The sequence below is a fragment of the Pradoshia sp. Z3_51 genome (assembly GCF_058215915.1).
In genome coordinates, this window is record NZ_JBZAJC010000001.1 from 557528 (window position 1) to 572594 (window position 15067).

Consider the following 15067-nt stretch of genomic DNA (forward strand, 5'->3'; position numbering starts at 1 on the left):
CTATAGCGTATAAGTATACATAAAATAAACCCCTTTGAGGGTGCATGTGTCTGCCCTCAAAACCAGCTTATTTCCTTTGACCCCTTTATTGTATGAAGTCACTAATTGCGTCTCTAAGGCTTTGTTTAGCAGGCGAGAAATAGCAGTCCCCCTATTTGAACTTTTTCCAACAGGTAAATGAGACTAAAAAATGTAAATCAAACAAGCAATGATGATTAATACTACAGCGATCGTCCAAAGCATTAGAATCAACTCCTTTCAAATAGAAGAGAAGTAGTGACTATGATTTATTTGTATAGCAACACGCCGCAAAATAGACCAAATAGGCATGTACCAATTATATTTTTGACTACATAAAATAATCAGCTCCATCACAAAAAAGATGGAGAAAGACAAAAAAAGACGACTCTATAAGAATCGTCAATCTATAATGTGGTAAAGCATAAAATCAGGTTATTTATATTATTTGTCATCCATTGGTCAGTATATATACCAGTGAAAAATCCCGTAAATACAGTTATCAATTATCCTCTGGAAATGACTTCATATTAACCTTTTCTTGGCGGTCTCTTTCCCCAGTACTGATAATAATCCGTACGGATGAAACCATTAAACAGCTTTCGTTTTTTAGTGGCCGGTTTGCCGTAAAACTGCTCAAAGTTTTCATCAGAAGTCAGCATATAAACAGACCAAGTATCAAATGGACGGAGTGCTTCACCCATCTCTTTATACATTTTTTCAACGGATGGACGGTCGCTGAGACGTTCACCATATGGAGGATTTCCTACAATTACGCCATATTCCTTGGTCGTTGTAAAATCACGGACCTGCATTTGTTTAAAGTTAATTAAATCCCCAAGTCCTGCTTCCATAGCATTTTCTTTTGCGATTTCAATCATTTTATGGTCAATATCAAACCCTGAAATGTCTAATTCCTGATCATAATTGGCCAGTTCTTCTGCTTCCTCTCTGACTTTATCCCAAATCGATGAATCAATAATAGGCCAGTCCTCAGAAATAAAATCACGATTAAATCCTGGTGCAATATTTTGGCCGATTAACGCGGCTTCTATCGCAATCGTACCCGATCCGCAGAATGGATCAACAAATGGACGGTCCGGAGTCCAATTCGTCAGCTTCACTAATGCTGCCGCAAGGGTTTCTTTTAATGGTGCTTCACCCTGCCCTGTTCTGTATCCACGTTTATGAAGGGCCTGAGGGCCGGTTGTATCAATCGTTAATGTGGCTTTATCTTTTAAAAGCGATACTTCTACACGATACAATGGTCCATTTTCATCTAACCATCCATCTTTTTTATACGCTTTTTTCAGGCGGTCCACTATGGCCTTCTTCGCAATCGCCTGGCAATCTGGAACACTGAATAATTTAGATTTGACCGATTTACCTGATACAGGAAATTCAGCCGTAACATCCAAATAATTCTCCCAAGGAAGTTTTTTTGTACCTTCAAATAGTTCATCAAATGTATAGGCCTTAAATTCCCCTACAAGAATTTTTACCCGGTCTGCTGTTCTAAGCCACATATTGGCTCTGGCAATGGCAAGCTCGTCTCCCTGAAACAGTACTCGTCCATTCTCGACTGTACATTCATACCCAAGGTCACGTACTTCCTGTGCGACAATTGCCTCAAGGCCCATTGCTGCTGTAGCTATTAATGTAATCTTCATTGTTTCACCCTATCTACTCATATTACTTTTCCATTAAATGAAGTCGTTCGCGTCTTTTATCATACAACTCATACATTTTGAATGCAAACCAAATCAGCAATTCTCATCTATATTACCGCATTAAATCGTGGTTGGTTTCATCCAAAGCTTCGAAAAATCTGCATAGCCAAAATTCTTTATGCTAATATTCCTAATATCATCTGAAAACAGTACACTTCGTTTAGAATAGTATAACGGAACGATCACAGCAGATTTCATTAATCTTCGTTCCATTTGTGCATGAAGCTCACTCCACTTTTCAAAAGGAGTCTTAGCATACTGGTTTAATATCTCAAATCGTTCTCGCTTACCCCCTAAGCTTTTAGCAAGCGGAGAGGAACTCAACAATAAAAAATGAAATAAAGATAAGCTTTGATTCATTTCAAATACTTCTCCATGGATAAACAAATCTGTTTCATGATCTGTATATCCATTTTGCAGACTTTCTTCAAACGTGATCTCTTTTAATTCAACAGGAAGACCAGCGGCTTCCAAAATCCCCTTTAACCAAATAATAAGCTTTTCTGTATATGGAGTAGTCTGCAGAATAAGTGGTTTGGATACTTCGATGAATGGAGCTTTATCCACAATGTATGGATTAGATGGGGAACGCAAAATCCCACTTTGATTCGGTATGATTTTTGGATCCAATTGGTTAATTTCGTTTCGCCGTTCACTGATAACATATTGGATATATGCTCTTAGTTCATGCTTCTTTATATCGGAATTGCGGTACGCATTCATAATCACAAGACCAAAACCTGATTCACTCTCAACCTTATAGGTTTCAATATCATCCTCTTTTACTGAGGATCGATAAATAGTCTCAAACCCCCTCGGCACCTGAACAAATTCTATACAATCGAGCAGAGCTCTTTCCTTGTAATAGTCTTCAAACGCACGAAGAATGGTTTTTGTTTCATCATTTTTTTCTAAATAAAAGCTGCCCGTTCCAATTAATTTTCCATTGTTTACTTTATATATACTTGAGCTTAGGGTGCTTAAGAGATGCAATATATAGCTGCACTCTTGTTTCAAATTAATTTCTACCACATACTGTGCGGGGGAATAAATTCTTTGGACAATAAACCATATATCGCTGTGGTTTGGATGATCACGCAAAGATTCCAAGCATCTTACAACATCATCTGCTGTAAGATAGGAACCATCATGGAATTTAACTCCCTTTCTTATGTACATTCTTAACAGGCAATTCGAGCTTTCCCAGCTATGGGCAAGCTCCGGCAATATTTCATTGTCTTCATTCAGGTGAATCAGGCGATTATAAATATTGGAAACTAAGTTAGCGCTATGTGTATCAAGAGCTTCAAGAGGATGAAAGGACAAAAATGGGTCCTTTCTAGGAATGATAAGTTTATCCTTTCCCTCGTCATTAAACCCAAGCTTTGTTTGAAAGAGTCTCATCAGACGAAGCTTGCATTCAGTGGACCAATGAAGGGTTAGCCATTTTGCGCTTTTTTCAATTGAATCATGATTAATCATATATTCCATTTCTTTTTCAAATATGGCTTCCACATTTTTGAGCCACTCGATCTTAGTTGAATGTCCCCGCCCTTTTCCTGGCTGCAATCTAAACCAGCCCTCCTCATGCCATCTTTGCATATATCTGGAGGTTTGCTTTGGACTAAGTTCGAGTAAATCCGCTATCTCTGCCTGTCTTACATATCCCGTTTGAATATGCTGCCAAAGAGTCAGTAATTTAGGTTCCATCCTCTACCCCTTTCCCATAAAAGTAGACATTTATCAATTAATTGTCTATTTTCAGAAGTATCAGTCTAGTTTAATATAATCGATACAAAGGGGGTGAAACAATATGGAATTGAAGAATTTACCACAAAATATTAAAGTACGGTTAGGCACATCCTTTTTTAACAGAATGGCATCGAGCTCTGTGATGCCATTTATGGCTTTGTACTTTGCCCATGAATTGAACAAAATTTGGGCAGGTGTTTTCTTGATTTTTACTGTCCTTATTACTTTCGTTGCTAACCTGCTGGGAGGGTATCTATCTGACCGTTTCAAAAGGAAGAAACTTTTATTAATAACTTCCTCTACAAGTGCCTGCATGTTTTTGATCATGACTCTGACTTTAATCCCAGATAATGACTGGATTTGGCTATTTGCAATTTGCTATGTAGGATATATGATTTCAAGCAGTCTTGGAAGACCTAGCATGAGTGCAATTATTATGGATTCTACTACAAAAGAGACAAGAAAATCTGTTTACGCTCTAGATTATTGGCTCGTTAATTTATCCATGGCCATTGGGGCAGCAATGGGAGGACTTTTATACAGTAATCATCAACTGGAATTATTTATCATCTTAACGTGTACATCCACCTTCATTGCCATCGCTTATAAAATTTGGCTAATCGAAGGTACGGTCCGTCAGTTAGAGCAATCACATAAAAACTTTCTGATTGATTTACTTCATAACTATAAAATTGCCCTTAAGGATACTCGCTTTGTAAAACTCGTACTTGGATTCATGTTTATCCTTTCCGCTGAATTCTCACTAAATAGTTATATTGGGGTTCGACTATCAGAATCCTTTGAAGTCATTACTGTATTCGGATACCAAATTGGAGGTGTCCAAATGTTAAGCTTGATGAATATAGAAAATATGTTATTAGTCGTTCTTTTAACATTTATTGTTTCTAATATAACGAATCGTTTTTCAAATAAACGTGTGTTAATCATTGGCCTGCTTATTTATGGTGTAGGTTATACATTTGTTACCTCAGCCAATAGCTGGTATATGCTTTTATTATTTGGGTTTATTGCGACGATTGGCGAATTGATTTATTCACCTGTTTATAATACTGAACAGGCAAATATGATTCCTGAGGATAAAAGAGGTTCCTATTCTGCTTTCAGTAACGTTTCCTATAATGGCGCCGACTTACTTGCAAGATCAACCATCATAATAGGAGCTTTTGCCGCTCCGATGATGATGTCCGTTTATATCGGCCTGGTTGTTGCAGTCGGAACTTCTCTTGTATATTTCAGCCTTTTTTATAAAGAAAAATATCAAAGAAACATCCAGACCAGTACATAGCAATCGTCTGGTTTTAGTTTTTACATCACTTGGTACAAGCATTAAACGATTGTCATATAGTCAGCACATTAAAAAAGGCTGCCGATTAGATCGACAGCCTTCCATTCTTCCCTTAACGGAAGTCTTTTATTTGGGTAATAATACATTTCCAAGATAACGTCCTGTAAGCCATGTTCTGTTCCTTCGTACTGCAATCGACTGGAATGTCTCGTACTCCGGTGGTAATCATCTATCTTCAGACTCCTACGAGTCTGCCCTTTCCCCTCGTTCATTTCCTTGGGAAAGGCGCCCCTACCAAATTTGGGTTTCTCGCTCGCGGGGTTTACCTCGTTCCACCCTTTTTGTTTCCAAAAAGGCTCCGTCACTGTGGCACTTTTATAGGTACCGGTGCCATATTCTAAAAGAACTTAGGCACTTTCCCAGCCGTCAGCCTGAAACAGACTGCCCTAGCTTATTGGGCTAGGCACGAACACTACAGGCATCTCAGCCTGTGCGAGCATGGACTTTCCTCTACAATTTGCATTGCAGCGATTACCCAGACGTTATCACATGCAAAATTCATTATACCCTCATTTCAACTATAAAACAACTGTTATCATTTGGAAGATATTTTATTCGTAAAGCTTACTTCCAAACACATGCTTTTCTAAGTTGGATAAGCGTTTTAAAATATCGAAATTGGTGGTACCTGTTGCTTGCTGAACTGGTTGTACAGTTCTTTTCGGCTGTTCTTCCAATTGTTTTTTCAGCTTCATATTCTCTTGCTGAAGTGTTTCAATTTCCTGATGAAAAACCTCATAATCCTTTATAACTAGATCCAGAAATTGATCAACATCTTCTTGTTTGTATCCTCTGACACCCGTTTTAAATTCTTTCTCTAAGATATCCTTTGCGGTCAACTTTGTTTTATCTGAGAGCATTTTATTCACCTCAAATTCATACGACTAATATATAATATTTTTTCAAAAAAAGTGCTGTTTGTCAATTTCCTCTTAATAATCTTCCCATTGTGCCTCATCAATTAAACTTTGCAGGTCCCAAAATGTTATTTGATTAATAGGATAATCCTGTTTATTTTGTTTCTTTTTACCTTCAAACCAGCTATATTTAGGGCTTCCGTCCTTTTCATCATCGTACAATATTAACATTTCATCGCTTTTATCGACAATAAATTGGTTCTTTAGCTTTAACTGCCACGGTCCTTCATACGGTTTCTTTGAAATAGCCTCAACATAGTCTGCCTGAAGGAGTACCTCTTCATACAGCTCTTTAACCGGTTCTTTCCAATTATCTTCCTGATTTAAATAGGGCAGTAAAACACCTAGCTTAAGATCTGGATACTCTTCCTGCAAGTCAAAAATCACCTGTGCAGCCCATAGTTCTACTCCGGGTTGCCCTGTAATGATTACCCATTCCATACCTTCCTCGAGAAGAGTTAACAAGCGACTCAGGAGTGCTTTTTTTATGTATTTGATACCCTCGTGATTTTGATCAAAAATACCAAGCTCATGGGCCTTATATCCTGTTACAAATACGACTTTTCCCATATAAGTTCACATCCATTTATACATTATACATTAAATCATAAAAAGAAGAGGCTTTACGCCTCTTACTTTTAGCAGCAAAATCCACTGCCACTGCCACTTCCAAATCCACTTCCACTTCCACTTCCACTTCCAAATCCACTTCCTAGTCCGCTACCACTTCCTGAGCAACCAGGTCGCGGTAGAGTTGGTGTACCAAATTGATTAGATTGATTATGAACACTATTGGCACTTTGGAAAGAATGTGGGAAATGATGTTGATGTTGATACACATGCTTATTTACTTCAAGAGTTTGAACAGGATGCACATGCGGAACTATATGTGTATAGCAATTTTCCTTAACAAATTGAATCGGCTGGTGGCAAACCGGTGGGCACACCTGCACTTTGTTACACCCTGGTACTTGAATAGGACCACAATGATGTTGATGACGACGACCGAACATACGCGTCTCTCCTTTCATTATCTATATAGCTTACATAAATAGACTATGAAAAGATGGATAAGACTGTACTAAGGCAATTACCTATTTTCCGTTTATAAAAAAATGTTTCAGCATCAGAACTGCTACATTATAATTAAATAGAATTAAAAATTACCATCGATAATCCAATAACAACAAAGAATAAATAAAAGACAACCTTATACATCCGATTTATGTTCACTTCCTTCTGCAAATTATCAAAGGTGTATAACATTAATTTACATGGGATGGACAAACATAACAACCATTATTTAGTTTTCTTTTATTCCAATTTCTTCTTTATCTAATTTACGCTCCAGTCGACAAATGCGGTGAAGAGTTGATTTTTCATGAATACCATGCTTATGAAAGGAATATTCCCTTATTTTCACCAAAGCTTTATTTGTATACTCCAGAGCTTTAGCATAATCCTTTTTCTTATGCTCAAAATATTTTGCAAGCTCAATCAGGGAACAGCAAACAATTACTGGTGTCTGTGCATCGCACGCCTCTTCCCAAAGCTTTACTGCTGCTTCATCATTTTTATTCTTTTTATGTTCGTTTGCCAAATGAAATAGTACATTCAATCGTTCTTCATCATGCTTGGATTCAGAAATTCCTTTTTCAAAGGAACCAATAGCACGCTCTCGATCCTTTAAATAAGAAAACCACCTAGCCAGTTCAAATGAATCCTCATGCTCCAATGCATCATCATTTAATAATAGGGCGGATTGATGAATGTATAAGGTGATTAAAGATAAAACGTCCCATTCATTATGTTTCATAATTTTAAAAATAGCTTCCGGATTCTTCCTATCAATATAATCAAAATAAATGATAGGGGCAAGGTATCCCGGCACATCATCCTTCCTCTCGAAACCAAGTACCTCTTTTTCAACAACTGATAGCTTTACGCGATCCAATTTGTTTTTCCACAGTCTTCTAGAAGCATGATATAAATCGAAATGACCGAAATTAGGTAATTTCGGCAAGTGCTGACGCAAAAGAGTATGCTGCGTAACTACTTGCGGCCAGTCAAATGCCTTTCCATTATAGGTGACCAACGTCTCATAATTCACTTTTTCTAAAAAGGTCTTATAAAACGGAATTTCAAAGCCCGGTCTAGGTAGAAAATGTTGTCTGACCTTGATATGTTCATCTTCCAAAAAAGCATATCCAAGCAAAAAGATGGAAGTTCCTGCACCACCACCCAAACCGGTTGTTTCTGTATCGAAGAAAAACATTTGATTTGCTTCAAATCCTTTGGCGGAAAGAGGGTGCTTTAGGTCGCTCTCATTCCAAATCTTCACAATTTGTGCAAGCATATCAAATGTATACTTTCCATGCTGATAATTAAGTGGATAGCTGACCTCCCTGATTAGGCAATATTCATTCTCGTAAATAACAGGAAAGGCCCCGAATTCGCTCCATTGCTCAAAGAAAGGGATGTCAACATTTTTAATAGGTGTATCGGGTTCAGGTTCAGAGCATACTTCCATACGTTTTTTTGAGCCTTCGCCAACATTTGTATTCAAATGCTTTTTCATCCGGTTTAGTTTATTTTTAATGGACATGTAATTTGTCACCGGCCATTCGGTTTCCAAGAATGGATAACACTTTAATGGAATCCTCCTTTAAAGACGAGCCAGTGCCTTCCATTCCGACACAGGATGGGCAGCCATTTTCACATGGACAGACTCTAATTGCCTGAATCGTCTCCTGAATAATTTGTTCACTGTTTTCGTACATATGCTTGCTTAAACCAATTCCTCCCGGATAATGATCGTAAATAAAAATAGTCGGAAGCTCGTTATGTGTTGCCTTTACTTGAGGGTAAACATGAATATCCCCCGGATCACACAGCACATAGACTGGAATGATGCCTCGCAGAGCGTGAGCAGCACCCATTAGCCCTTCCTCGAGCCGCTCTTCCTTCCAATCGACACTCCCTTCCTTTAGAGAGAGCATACATGCATTCGTATGAATTTCTTCTTCTGGTAAATGGATTGGTCCCGAACCAATATTTTCATGTGAGTCAAATCTGATTTTCTTGAAGATGGTTGCCATAGCTCGAACAGAAACATCTCCAAATGTAGTTTCACTTTTCGGATTAACGTTTGTTCGGTCAATTTCCAGCACATCTACCTGAACTGCAAGATTTGCATCCGTATAGTAATCCACATTGACCTCGCGTACATATGCCTTCTTTTCTTCCCAATCCAAATACTCTACCTGATATTGGATTCCTTGATGTAAGTAAATGGCTTCATCATGTAGAAGAGTCATAGCTGAGAATCGGTCCGTTTCTCCGATAACCTGCACTTTTGGATTAGTTCGGTCTATAATGACCACATTCTCCTGCGAAGCAGATCTAAGACTGATTTCATGTGCTGGGAAAGCATCATTCATCCAATGCCATGTATCTTTATTTTTGTGCAATACATGCTCCTCTGCCAAATATTCCAGAATTTCTGTAACCTCTGCAGCGCCAAATTCCTCCCCTTCTTTAAACGGGATTTCAAAAGCTGCACATTTTAGATGATCAACAAGGATTACCAGATTATCAGGATTAATTCTCGCTGTTTCCGGACTTTTATTAAAGAAGTAATCAGGATGTTGGATGACAAATTGATCTAATGGACTGGAGCTCGCAACCATGATAATCAACGCCTCGCCGTGACGCCTTCCTGCCCTGCCTGCTTGCTGCCAGGCACTGGCTATCGAGCCTGGGTACCCCGTCATAATGCATGCCTGGAGCTGTCCTATATCCACGCCCAGTTCAAGTGCATTCGTGCTGACAACCCCATAGATTGATCCATCTCGCAATCCCTTTTCAATTTGCCTCCTTTGTGTCGGCAAATATCCCCCGCGATAACCCGTAATCGCCTTCGGTCCCAATTGTTTCGAAATTAATTCCTGTAAGTACGTAACCAATATTTCAACACGGACACGGCTGCGCGCAAAAACAATTGTTTGGATTTTATTCCTTAAAAGAGTGCTAGCTATCTTTCTGACCTCTAATATGGAGCTTCTGCGGATATTTAAAGGTTTATTGACGATTGGCGGATTATAAAACACAAAATGCTTTTTGCCTGCTGGTGCACCATTCCGCTCAATTAAGATCATTTTAGATTCCGTTAATTGTTCTGCAAGTTCCTTCGGATTGGCAATCGTTGCAGACGTACAAATAAAAATCGGATCACTTCCGTAAAAACGGCAAATTCGCTTTAACCTTCTGATCACATTAGCCGTATGACTTCCAAATACTCCCTTGTACGTATGAAGCTCGTCAATAACAATATACTTCAGATTTTCAAATAAACTGACCCATTTCGTATGATGGGGTAATATTCCGGAATGTAACATGTCCGGATTTGTCATTACGATATGGCCTGCTTTGCGGATTTTTTGCCTGATACTAGTCGGTGTATCACCATCATACGTATAGCTGTTAATATCTGCATCTGCAGCATCAATCAGTTCCTCTAATTCAGATTTTTGATCATAGCTCAATGCTTTTGTGGGAAATAAATAAAGAGCTCTTGTATCTGCATTCTCAAGAATCGATTGGAGAATCGGTAAGTTATAACACAATGTTTTCCCTGAAGCTGTAGGAGTGACCGCCACAATATTCTTATTATTTCTTATATATTTATAAGCTTCGGCCTGGTGGCTGTATAGAGCTTCAACCCCTCTTTTTTCAAGGGCAGACTTTAACTTTTCATTTAATTCAGTTGGAAAGGGTGAATACGTAGCTTTTTTTTCATCGATGGTATGCCAAAAAGCAATATTGTCTTTGTATTGTTCATCCTGTGAAAAATCATCTATGAACTCCACTAAATTTTTCTTCCCAAACATGATGCACACCTCATTTCTGTCATCATTGTACCGAATGAACGTTCCCTTGAAAAGGAAAAAGTCGCATCTTTTTCAAGATACGACCTTCCAATTATTGATTCACTTTTTCTATGAATGAGGTAATAGCCGTGGATACTTGCTCCGGGGTCTCAAATATTCCCATGTGCCCGGCTTTATCAATAACTATTTGTGTAATATGCTCTCCGCTCACAGTAAATACTTTCTCTATCGGTACAACCTCATCTCTTGCACCGGCTACGAGAAGAGCTGGGATATCGTTCCTTTGCAGCACATAATTCTTATCTTCACGATTTTTCATAGCCTTTAAAGCACCGATGATGCCTGTTGGTCTCGTTTCAACGCCAATATCATACAAAGTTTTCAGCATCTCTTGTTCGTTTTCCCTTGTTTCTTTTGACAGCAATTTAGGGATCAGATCCTTAACGAAAAAGGAAACTCCCTGTTCTTCTACTGTAGAGACACCTGCTGACCGTTTTTTCTTTGCTTCAGGGGAATCTGGTAATGCAGTGGAATGAATGAGTCCATATCCGCTGATAAGATCGGGATGGTGATCCACAAAGTCAAGGGTAATATATCCTCCCATTGAATGACCAAATAGATAAGCATCCTTTAAATCATGTTCAATAAAGAAATTATACAAATCCTCTGCCATATCATGAATATCGTATCCAATCTTTGTAGTATCTGTTTCGCCATGACCTCTTACATCAACAGCAATTACTCGGTAGAATTTCCTTAAATAAGGAATCACTTTTTCCCAGTAATCCTTGCTTCCGCAAAAACCATGCAGTAAGATAATAGGCTTTCCAGCGCCTTCTTCCTTAAAAGCTAATTTCACAAGATTATTCTCCATTTACTTCCACACCTTTTCATTTAATGATAATTAAATCTAAAGATCCGTCCCCGCATATTTTCTACGTTCAGGGTGGAGTCTTTTACATGTATGTATGATTCGATATTAAAAAGAGACAAGCTCAACTTCTAAAACTTTCTCTATATTTACCCATTCATTTTACCATTATCCCTCCTGTTATAACATTGCTTAAATATAAAGCAAAACCGCCATTATATAGCCAAATGACTATGATATCTTCGTTTACATCGTACTCCTTTATCACCCTAATTATTTAACAATTAAGAATAGCCTGCATATGCTAAAGATAGAATCATCAGAGGAGGAGAATATATGGCTCAAAACAAGAAGAATGGTGCATTTGAACCGCTCCGTAACTTCATTTCACAAATGGATGATTTGTTAACCGAGAACACAAGGAGCGGACTATTACAGTCTATGGATGATTTTTTCCAGAACCAAAAAATGTTTGCAAGCTTTCCCGTTGAATGGGAAGAAACAGAAACCCATTATATTATTCAAGCTCCTATCGCAGGTGTCGACAAAAATTACATTGAAATTGATATATCGGGTAGTAAATTAACAATATCATATGAAACTGTACGAAAAGTAAATAAAGGCGATCAAATCTATGCTACAGAAAAACAAAAGAAATCGAGAAGCTTTACATTCCATTACCCAATTGACGAAGAACAAATTGAGGCTAGCCACGAAAATGGCTTATTAACAGTCAAAGTCCCCAAATCAAAAAAGAAACGCATATCTATCCGATAAATAAAAAACTGCCGATCTATAACCGGCAGTTTTTTATGTGGTTACTTTAAATATAGAACCTACACCTTTTACTAAATTGGATACCTGATTCATTGAATTTAACATCATTCCCGCAGTATCAATCATTTTATTAAAATCGATACTGCCTTCCTGTGTTTTAAATTGATTAAGAACCGATGAAAAATTACTGCCCTGATTTTTTTGCATAAAGCTTTGTTTAGGATATGGATTAGTAATAGCTGTATTCATCTGCTGTAAAGGATAAAAATCTTCATCCTTAGAGTATAATGGGTTTTGAAATGGATTCACCGGTTCTTTTGGGTATTGATTCGGCATTTCCTGCTGCGGATAGCCGTAAAAATGTTGATCCTCCATCATACCGCCTGACATTGGCATACTTCCTGGATATTGCTCCATATAGTATGGATTAAAGGATGGCTGTTGATACATTTGGTTAGGATAGTAGGGTTGGTAAGCAAGGTTTCCTTCAAAAGGATTCAATTGTTGTTGCTGAATGCTCTCCGGCCCCCAACTACCCTGTGGTTGAACTTGAGGAGCCCCAGTTCCAGCCGGATAGATGTTTCGATATTCATATGGAGGCAAGCGGGATGCAGCCGGCATTCCATAATAAGGATTAAAATCACCATTACGCCTTCTAGCTTTCTTCTCAAGAAGTGGTTTAAGCATAACTCTCCCTCCGCTCTAACTATATACTTATACAGTATGCAGCATCTGGGATTGGGTGCTATACCGTTACTCCCCGTTCACTTCTTCCATCCGAATCTGTTCGAGTACAAACAAAGCTGCATTGCAATGTTTAATGAATCTCGACTTGCTTGACTCCGGAAAGTAACAATGGACAGAAACTTGTAAAACATTATTATGGGTATTCTTAATCTGCATGAGGGATAGATATTTAGGTCTTTTATCAGCTACCCATTGCTCAGCCTCAATAAGCCATTCATCTGCCAGCTGCTTAGTATGGTCGGCAAACGGCTTAATCACAGTGTGGAAATCTGCACGCTCTTCCGTTTCGCGTGCTTCTCTATAGATTTTTTCAGCATCTTTAACGATTTCTATCAAATCGATTGTCTTTTGATAAAAGTTATCTTTCATTTACATTACACCCTTGTTCTTTTTACCTAATCTAAACAGAATTTCCGAAAAAATGATACTATCTTGTATTTTACGTTAAATGAGCCAATTTCAATATAGACAGTTGTGTATCATGTTTGTAATCATCAATAAAATTATTCATTTTAATTTGAATATCTGCCATATCCATATCAATCTTCCTGGCTTCAGTTTTGATTGTATACGTGAACTCGGCTATTGTATCATTTACTTCATTATCTGTTTTTCTAATTATTTCTTCCTCAAGGGCTATTATTTCCTGCTCCAATTCCCTTAGCAATGTGATGATATTTTCTTTGGAACTCATGCACCTCACCCTTTCCTCATTCTTATACACTTAAGGTTTCGATTTAACTATTTCAATCCCTTCATAGACGACAAAACTAGAAGAGTATCGGCAAAGAAAACAGAGACGGCGCACGTAAATGCTTCCTTCGACAACTTGCATAAACTCTCTAAACATAGACAACCTAATGAATAGGAGGTGTAGTCATGAAGAAAAATACATCAGCTGCTCAAGAGAAAAAAAAGAAAAGCAATAACGCATCCAGCAAGCATACAGGCAATCCAAAACTAGATGGTCCAGATAAACCATCAACTTAAAACATTAGCTACCACTTACTTAATAGCCGGAGGATTTTATATTCTCCGGCTTTTTATTATTCTCTTTCACTTATGTCGCTTAAAAGATGACCTCGATAACATTCTTCTATATAATCATATACTCTAACCTTTTTATCTAAAAAGTACCTTTGACGAATCCAGCCAATTTATTATAAACTTCGAAGTGCCTTAGTTTCGTTTACATTCTATCAATTTAGTATTTATTGAAAGAGAAATACACGTTTATCTTATAATAAAATTACATAAATGAGTATCTGTACTAATTATTTAAACTTTCTATGTAAGTAATAATGAATTTTACAATTTTGATGCTATTTTTGTTATGATAAGGATGGGCTTGGAGGGATACTATGTCTATAAAATATCCTAATGGAAAACAATATAACCCGATTGCGAAAACCGGCAGCAAAGTACTGAAACAGAAAAAAGTGAATTATTCTAATCGGGGAATGACATTGGAGGATGACTTAAACGAAACAAATCTTTATTATATAGAGAATAACATCGCAATTGTTCACAAAAAGCCAACACCCGTTCAGATTGTTAATGTGTCTTATCCTAAGAGGAGCGCTGCAGTCATAAAAGAAGCCTATTTTAAGCAAGCCTCCACAACGGATTATAATGGTGTATATAAAGGCAGATACATTGACTTTGAAGCGAAGGAAACCAGACAAACAACCTCTTTCCCTTTAAAGAATTTTCATGAACACCAAATTGTCCATATGCGCAATATCATTAAACATGGTGGGATAGCCTTTATTATTATGCGCTTCAGTGTAACAGAGGAAATTTACTATTTACCGGCTGAGACACTGATCTATTATTGGGAAGAGATGCTATCTGGCGGTAGAAAATCTATACCAAAAAAGGATATTGAACATACAGGTGAAGTGATTCCGCTTGGGTTTTCACCAAGAATTGACTATATTAAGATAATTGACAAAAAATATGGTACCCAACTATTTTAAATGGTCCTTTATCCTGAAAGG

14 protein-coding genes and 1 other RNA gene are annotated in these 15067 nt (G+C 37.7%); 3 read left to right on the forward strand and 12 right to left on the reverse strand.

The annotated features are described in order from the left end of the window. Positions 1-548: 548 nt before the first annotated feature. Both AC4BHA_RS02575 and AC4BHA_RS02580 read right to left on the reverse strand, forming a co-directional pair. Positions 549-1688: a THUMP domain-containing class I SAM-dependent RNA methyltransferase gene (locus tag AC4BHA_RS02575; RefSeq protein WP_490558112.1), complete on the reverse strand. Its 1140-nt coding sequence runs from the start codon at positions 1686-1688 to the stop codon at positions 549-551. Between the two features lie 120 nt (positions 1689-1808). Continuing rightward, positions 1809-3458: an ABC transporter substrate-binding protein gene (locus AC4BHA_RS02580; RefSeq protein WP_490558113.1), complete on the reverse strand. Its 1650-nt coding sequence runs from the start codon at positions 3456-3458 to the stop codon at positions 1809-1811. A gap of 103 nt (positions 3459-3561) precedes the next feature. On the opposite strand from AC4BHA_RS02580, the gene AC4BHA_RS02585 reads away from it, so the two are divergent. Beyond that, complete coding sequence (locus AC4BHA_RS02585; protein WP_490558114.1) at positions 3562-4806, forward strand: MDR family MFS transporter; 1245 nt, start codon at positions 3562-3564, stop codon at positions 4804-4806. A 159-nt stretch (positions 4807-4965) separates the two neighbouring features. Here AC4BHA_RS02585 and rnpB read toward each other — a convergent pair. The 7 genes from rnpB to AC4BHA_RS02620 form a co-directional block, all read right to left on the reverse strand. Further along, an RNA gene (rnpB, locus tag AC4BHA_RS02590) (RNase P RNA component class B) lies at positions 4966-5349 on the reverse strand. Between the two features lie 68 nt (positions 5350-5417). Continuing rightward, positions 5418-5726, reverse strand: coding sequence for a cell division regulator GpsB (gpsB, locus tag AC4BHA_RS02595; RefSeq protein WP_139891762.1), 309 nt, complete (start codon positions 5724-5726; stop codon positions 5418-5420). Between the two features lie 72 nt (positions 5727-5798). Further along, positions 5799-6353, reverse strand: coding sequence for an SLOG family protein (locus AC4BHA_RS02600; RefSeq protein ID WP_148629859.1), 555 nt, complete (start codon positions 6351-6353; stop codon positions 5799-5801). A 68-nt stretch (positions 6354-6421) separates the two neighbouring features. Next, positions 6422-6796 (reverse strand): CotD family spore coat protein, encoded by a 375-nt coding sequence (locus AC4BHA_RS02605; protein ID WP_490558115.1) that lies wholly within the window; start codon positions 6794-6796, stop codon positions 6422-6424. 290 nt (positions 6797-7086) lie between these two features. Next, positions 7087-8388 carry a ribonuclease H-like domain-containing protein gene (locus AC4BHA_RS02610; protein WP_490558116.1) on the reverse strand — a complete coding sequence of 434 codons (1302 nt, stop codon included), beginning with the start codon at positions 8386-8388 and terminating at the stop codon, positions 7087-7089. Next, the gene (locus tag AC4BHA_RS02615) at positions 8378-10672 is read right to left on the reverse strand and encodes a DEAD/DEAH box helicase (RefSeq protein ID WP_490558117.1); all 2295 of its coding nucleotides are present in this window, start codon (positions 10670-10672) and stop codon (positions 8378-8380) included. The genes AC4BHA_RS02610 and AC4BHA_RS02615 overlap by 11 nt, the downstream gene beginning before the upstream one ends. Before the next feature lie 91 nt (positions 10673-10763). Next, positions 10764-11546 carry an alpha/beta fold hydrolase gene (locus tag AC4BHA_RS02620; protein ID WP_066107345.1) on the reverse strand — a complete coding sequence of 261 codons (783 nt, stop codon included), beginning with the start codon at positions 11544-11546 and terminating at the stop codon, positions 10764-10766. A 333-nt stretch (positions 11547-11879) separates the two neighbouring features. Here AC4BHA_RS02620 and AC4BHA_RS02625 point away from each other — a divergent pair, with 333 nt between their 5' ends. Continuing rightward, complete coding sequence (locus AC4BHA_RS02625; RefSeq protein WP_066107346.1) at positions 11880-12320, forward strand: Hsp20/alpha crystallin family protein; 441 nt, start codon at positions 11880-11882, stop codon at positions 12318-12320. A gap of 33 nt (positions 12321-12353) precedes the next feature. On the opposite strand, the gene AC4BHA_RS02630 is transcribed toward AC4BHA_RS02625, so the two are convergent. From AC4BHA_RS02630 to AC4BHA_RS02640, 3 genes are all read right to left on the reverse strand, one after another. Then, entirely contained in the window at positions 12354-13007 is a 654-nt protein-coding gene (locus AC4BHA_RS02630; RefSeq protein ID WP_490558118.1) for a YppG family protein, read from the reverse strand. A gap of 66 nt (positions 13008-13073) precedes the next feature. Beyond that, positions 13074-13436, reverse strand: a complete 363-nt coding sequence (locus AC4BHA_RS02635; RefSeq protein WP_066107351.1) for a YppE family protein — start codon at positions 13434-13436, stop codon at positions 13074-13076. A gap of 70 nt (positions 13437-13506) precedes the next feature. Continuing rightward, positions 13507-13761, reverse strand: coding sequence for a hypothetical protein (locus AC4BHA_RS02640; protein WP_066107354.1), 255 nt, complete (start codon positions 13759-13761; stop codon positions 13507-13509). 667 nt (positions 13762-14428) lie between these two features. Here AC4BHA_RS02640 and recU point away from each other — a divergent pair. Further along, positions 14429-15046, forward strand: coding sequence for a Holliday junction resolvase RecU (gene recU, locus AC4BHA_RS02645; RefSeq protein ID WP_066107357.1), 618 nt, complete (start codon positions 14429-14431; stop codon positions 15044-15046). Positions 15047-15067: the final 21 nt, after the last annotated feature.

Bases quoted from the DNA above. Each gene is read 5' to 3' on its own strand.
- AC4BHA_RS02575 (WP_490558112.1), bottom strand. From the start codon at position 1,688: ATGAAGATTACATTAATAGCTACAGCAGCAATGGGCCTTGAGGCAATT.
- AC4BHA_RS02580 (WP_490558113.1), bottom strand. From the start codon at position 3,458: ATGGAACCTAAATTACTGACTCTTTGGCAGCATATTCAAACGGGATAT.
- AC4BHA_RS02585 (WP_490558114.1), top strand. From the start codon at position 3,562: ATGGAATTGAAGAATTTACCACAAAATATTAAAGTACGGTTAGGCACA.
- gpsB (WP_139891762.1), bottom strand. From the start codon at position 5,726: ATGCTCTCAGATAAAACAAAGTTGACCGCAAAGGATATCTTAGAGAAA.
- AC4BHA_RS02600 (WP_148629859.1), bottom strand. From the start codon at position 6,353: ATGGGAAAAGTCGTATTTGTAACAGGATATAAGGCCCATGAGCTTGGT.
- AC4BHA_RS02605 (WP_490558115.1), bottom strand. From the start codon at position 6,796: ATGTTCGGTCGTCGTCATCAACATCATTGTGGTCCTATTCAAGTACCA.
- AC4BHA_RS02610 (WP_490558116.1), bottom strand. From the start codon at position 8,388: ATGTCCATTAAAAATAAACTAAACCGGATGAAAAAGCATTTGAATACA.
- AC4BHA_RS02615 (WP_490558117.1), bottom strand. From the start codon at position 10,672: ATGTTTGGGAAGAAAAATTTAGTGGAGTTCATAGATGATTTTTCACAG.
- AC4BHA_RS02620 (WP_066107345.1), bottom strand. From the start codon at position 11,546: ATGGAGAATAATCTTGTGAAATTAGCTTTTAAGGAAGAAGGCGCTGGA.
- AC4BHA_RS02625 (WP_066107346.1), top strand. From the start codon at position 11,880: ATGGCTCAAAACAAGAAGAATGGTGCATTTGAACCGCTCCGTAACTTC.
- AC4BHA_RS02630 (WP_490558118.1), bottom strand. From the start codon at position 13,007: ATGCTTAAACCACTTCTTGAGAAGAAAGCTAGAAGGCGTAATGGTGAT.
- AC4BHA_RS02635 (WP_066107351.1), bottom strand. From the start codon at position 13,436: ATGAAAGATAACTTTTATCAAAAGACAATCGATTTGATAGAAATCGTT.
- AC4BHA_RS02640 (WP_066107354.1), bottom strand. From the start codon at position 13,761: ATGAGTTCCAAAGAAAATATCATCACATTGCTAAGGGAATTGGAGCAG.
- recU (WP_066107357.1), top strand. From the start codon at position 14,429: ATGTCTATAAAATATCCTAATGGAAAACAATATAACCCGATTGCGAAA.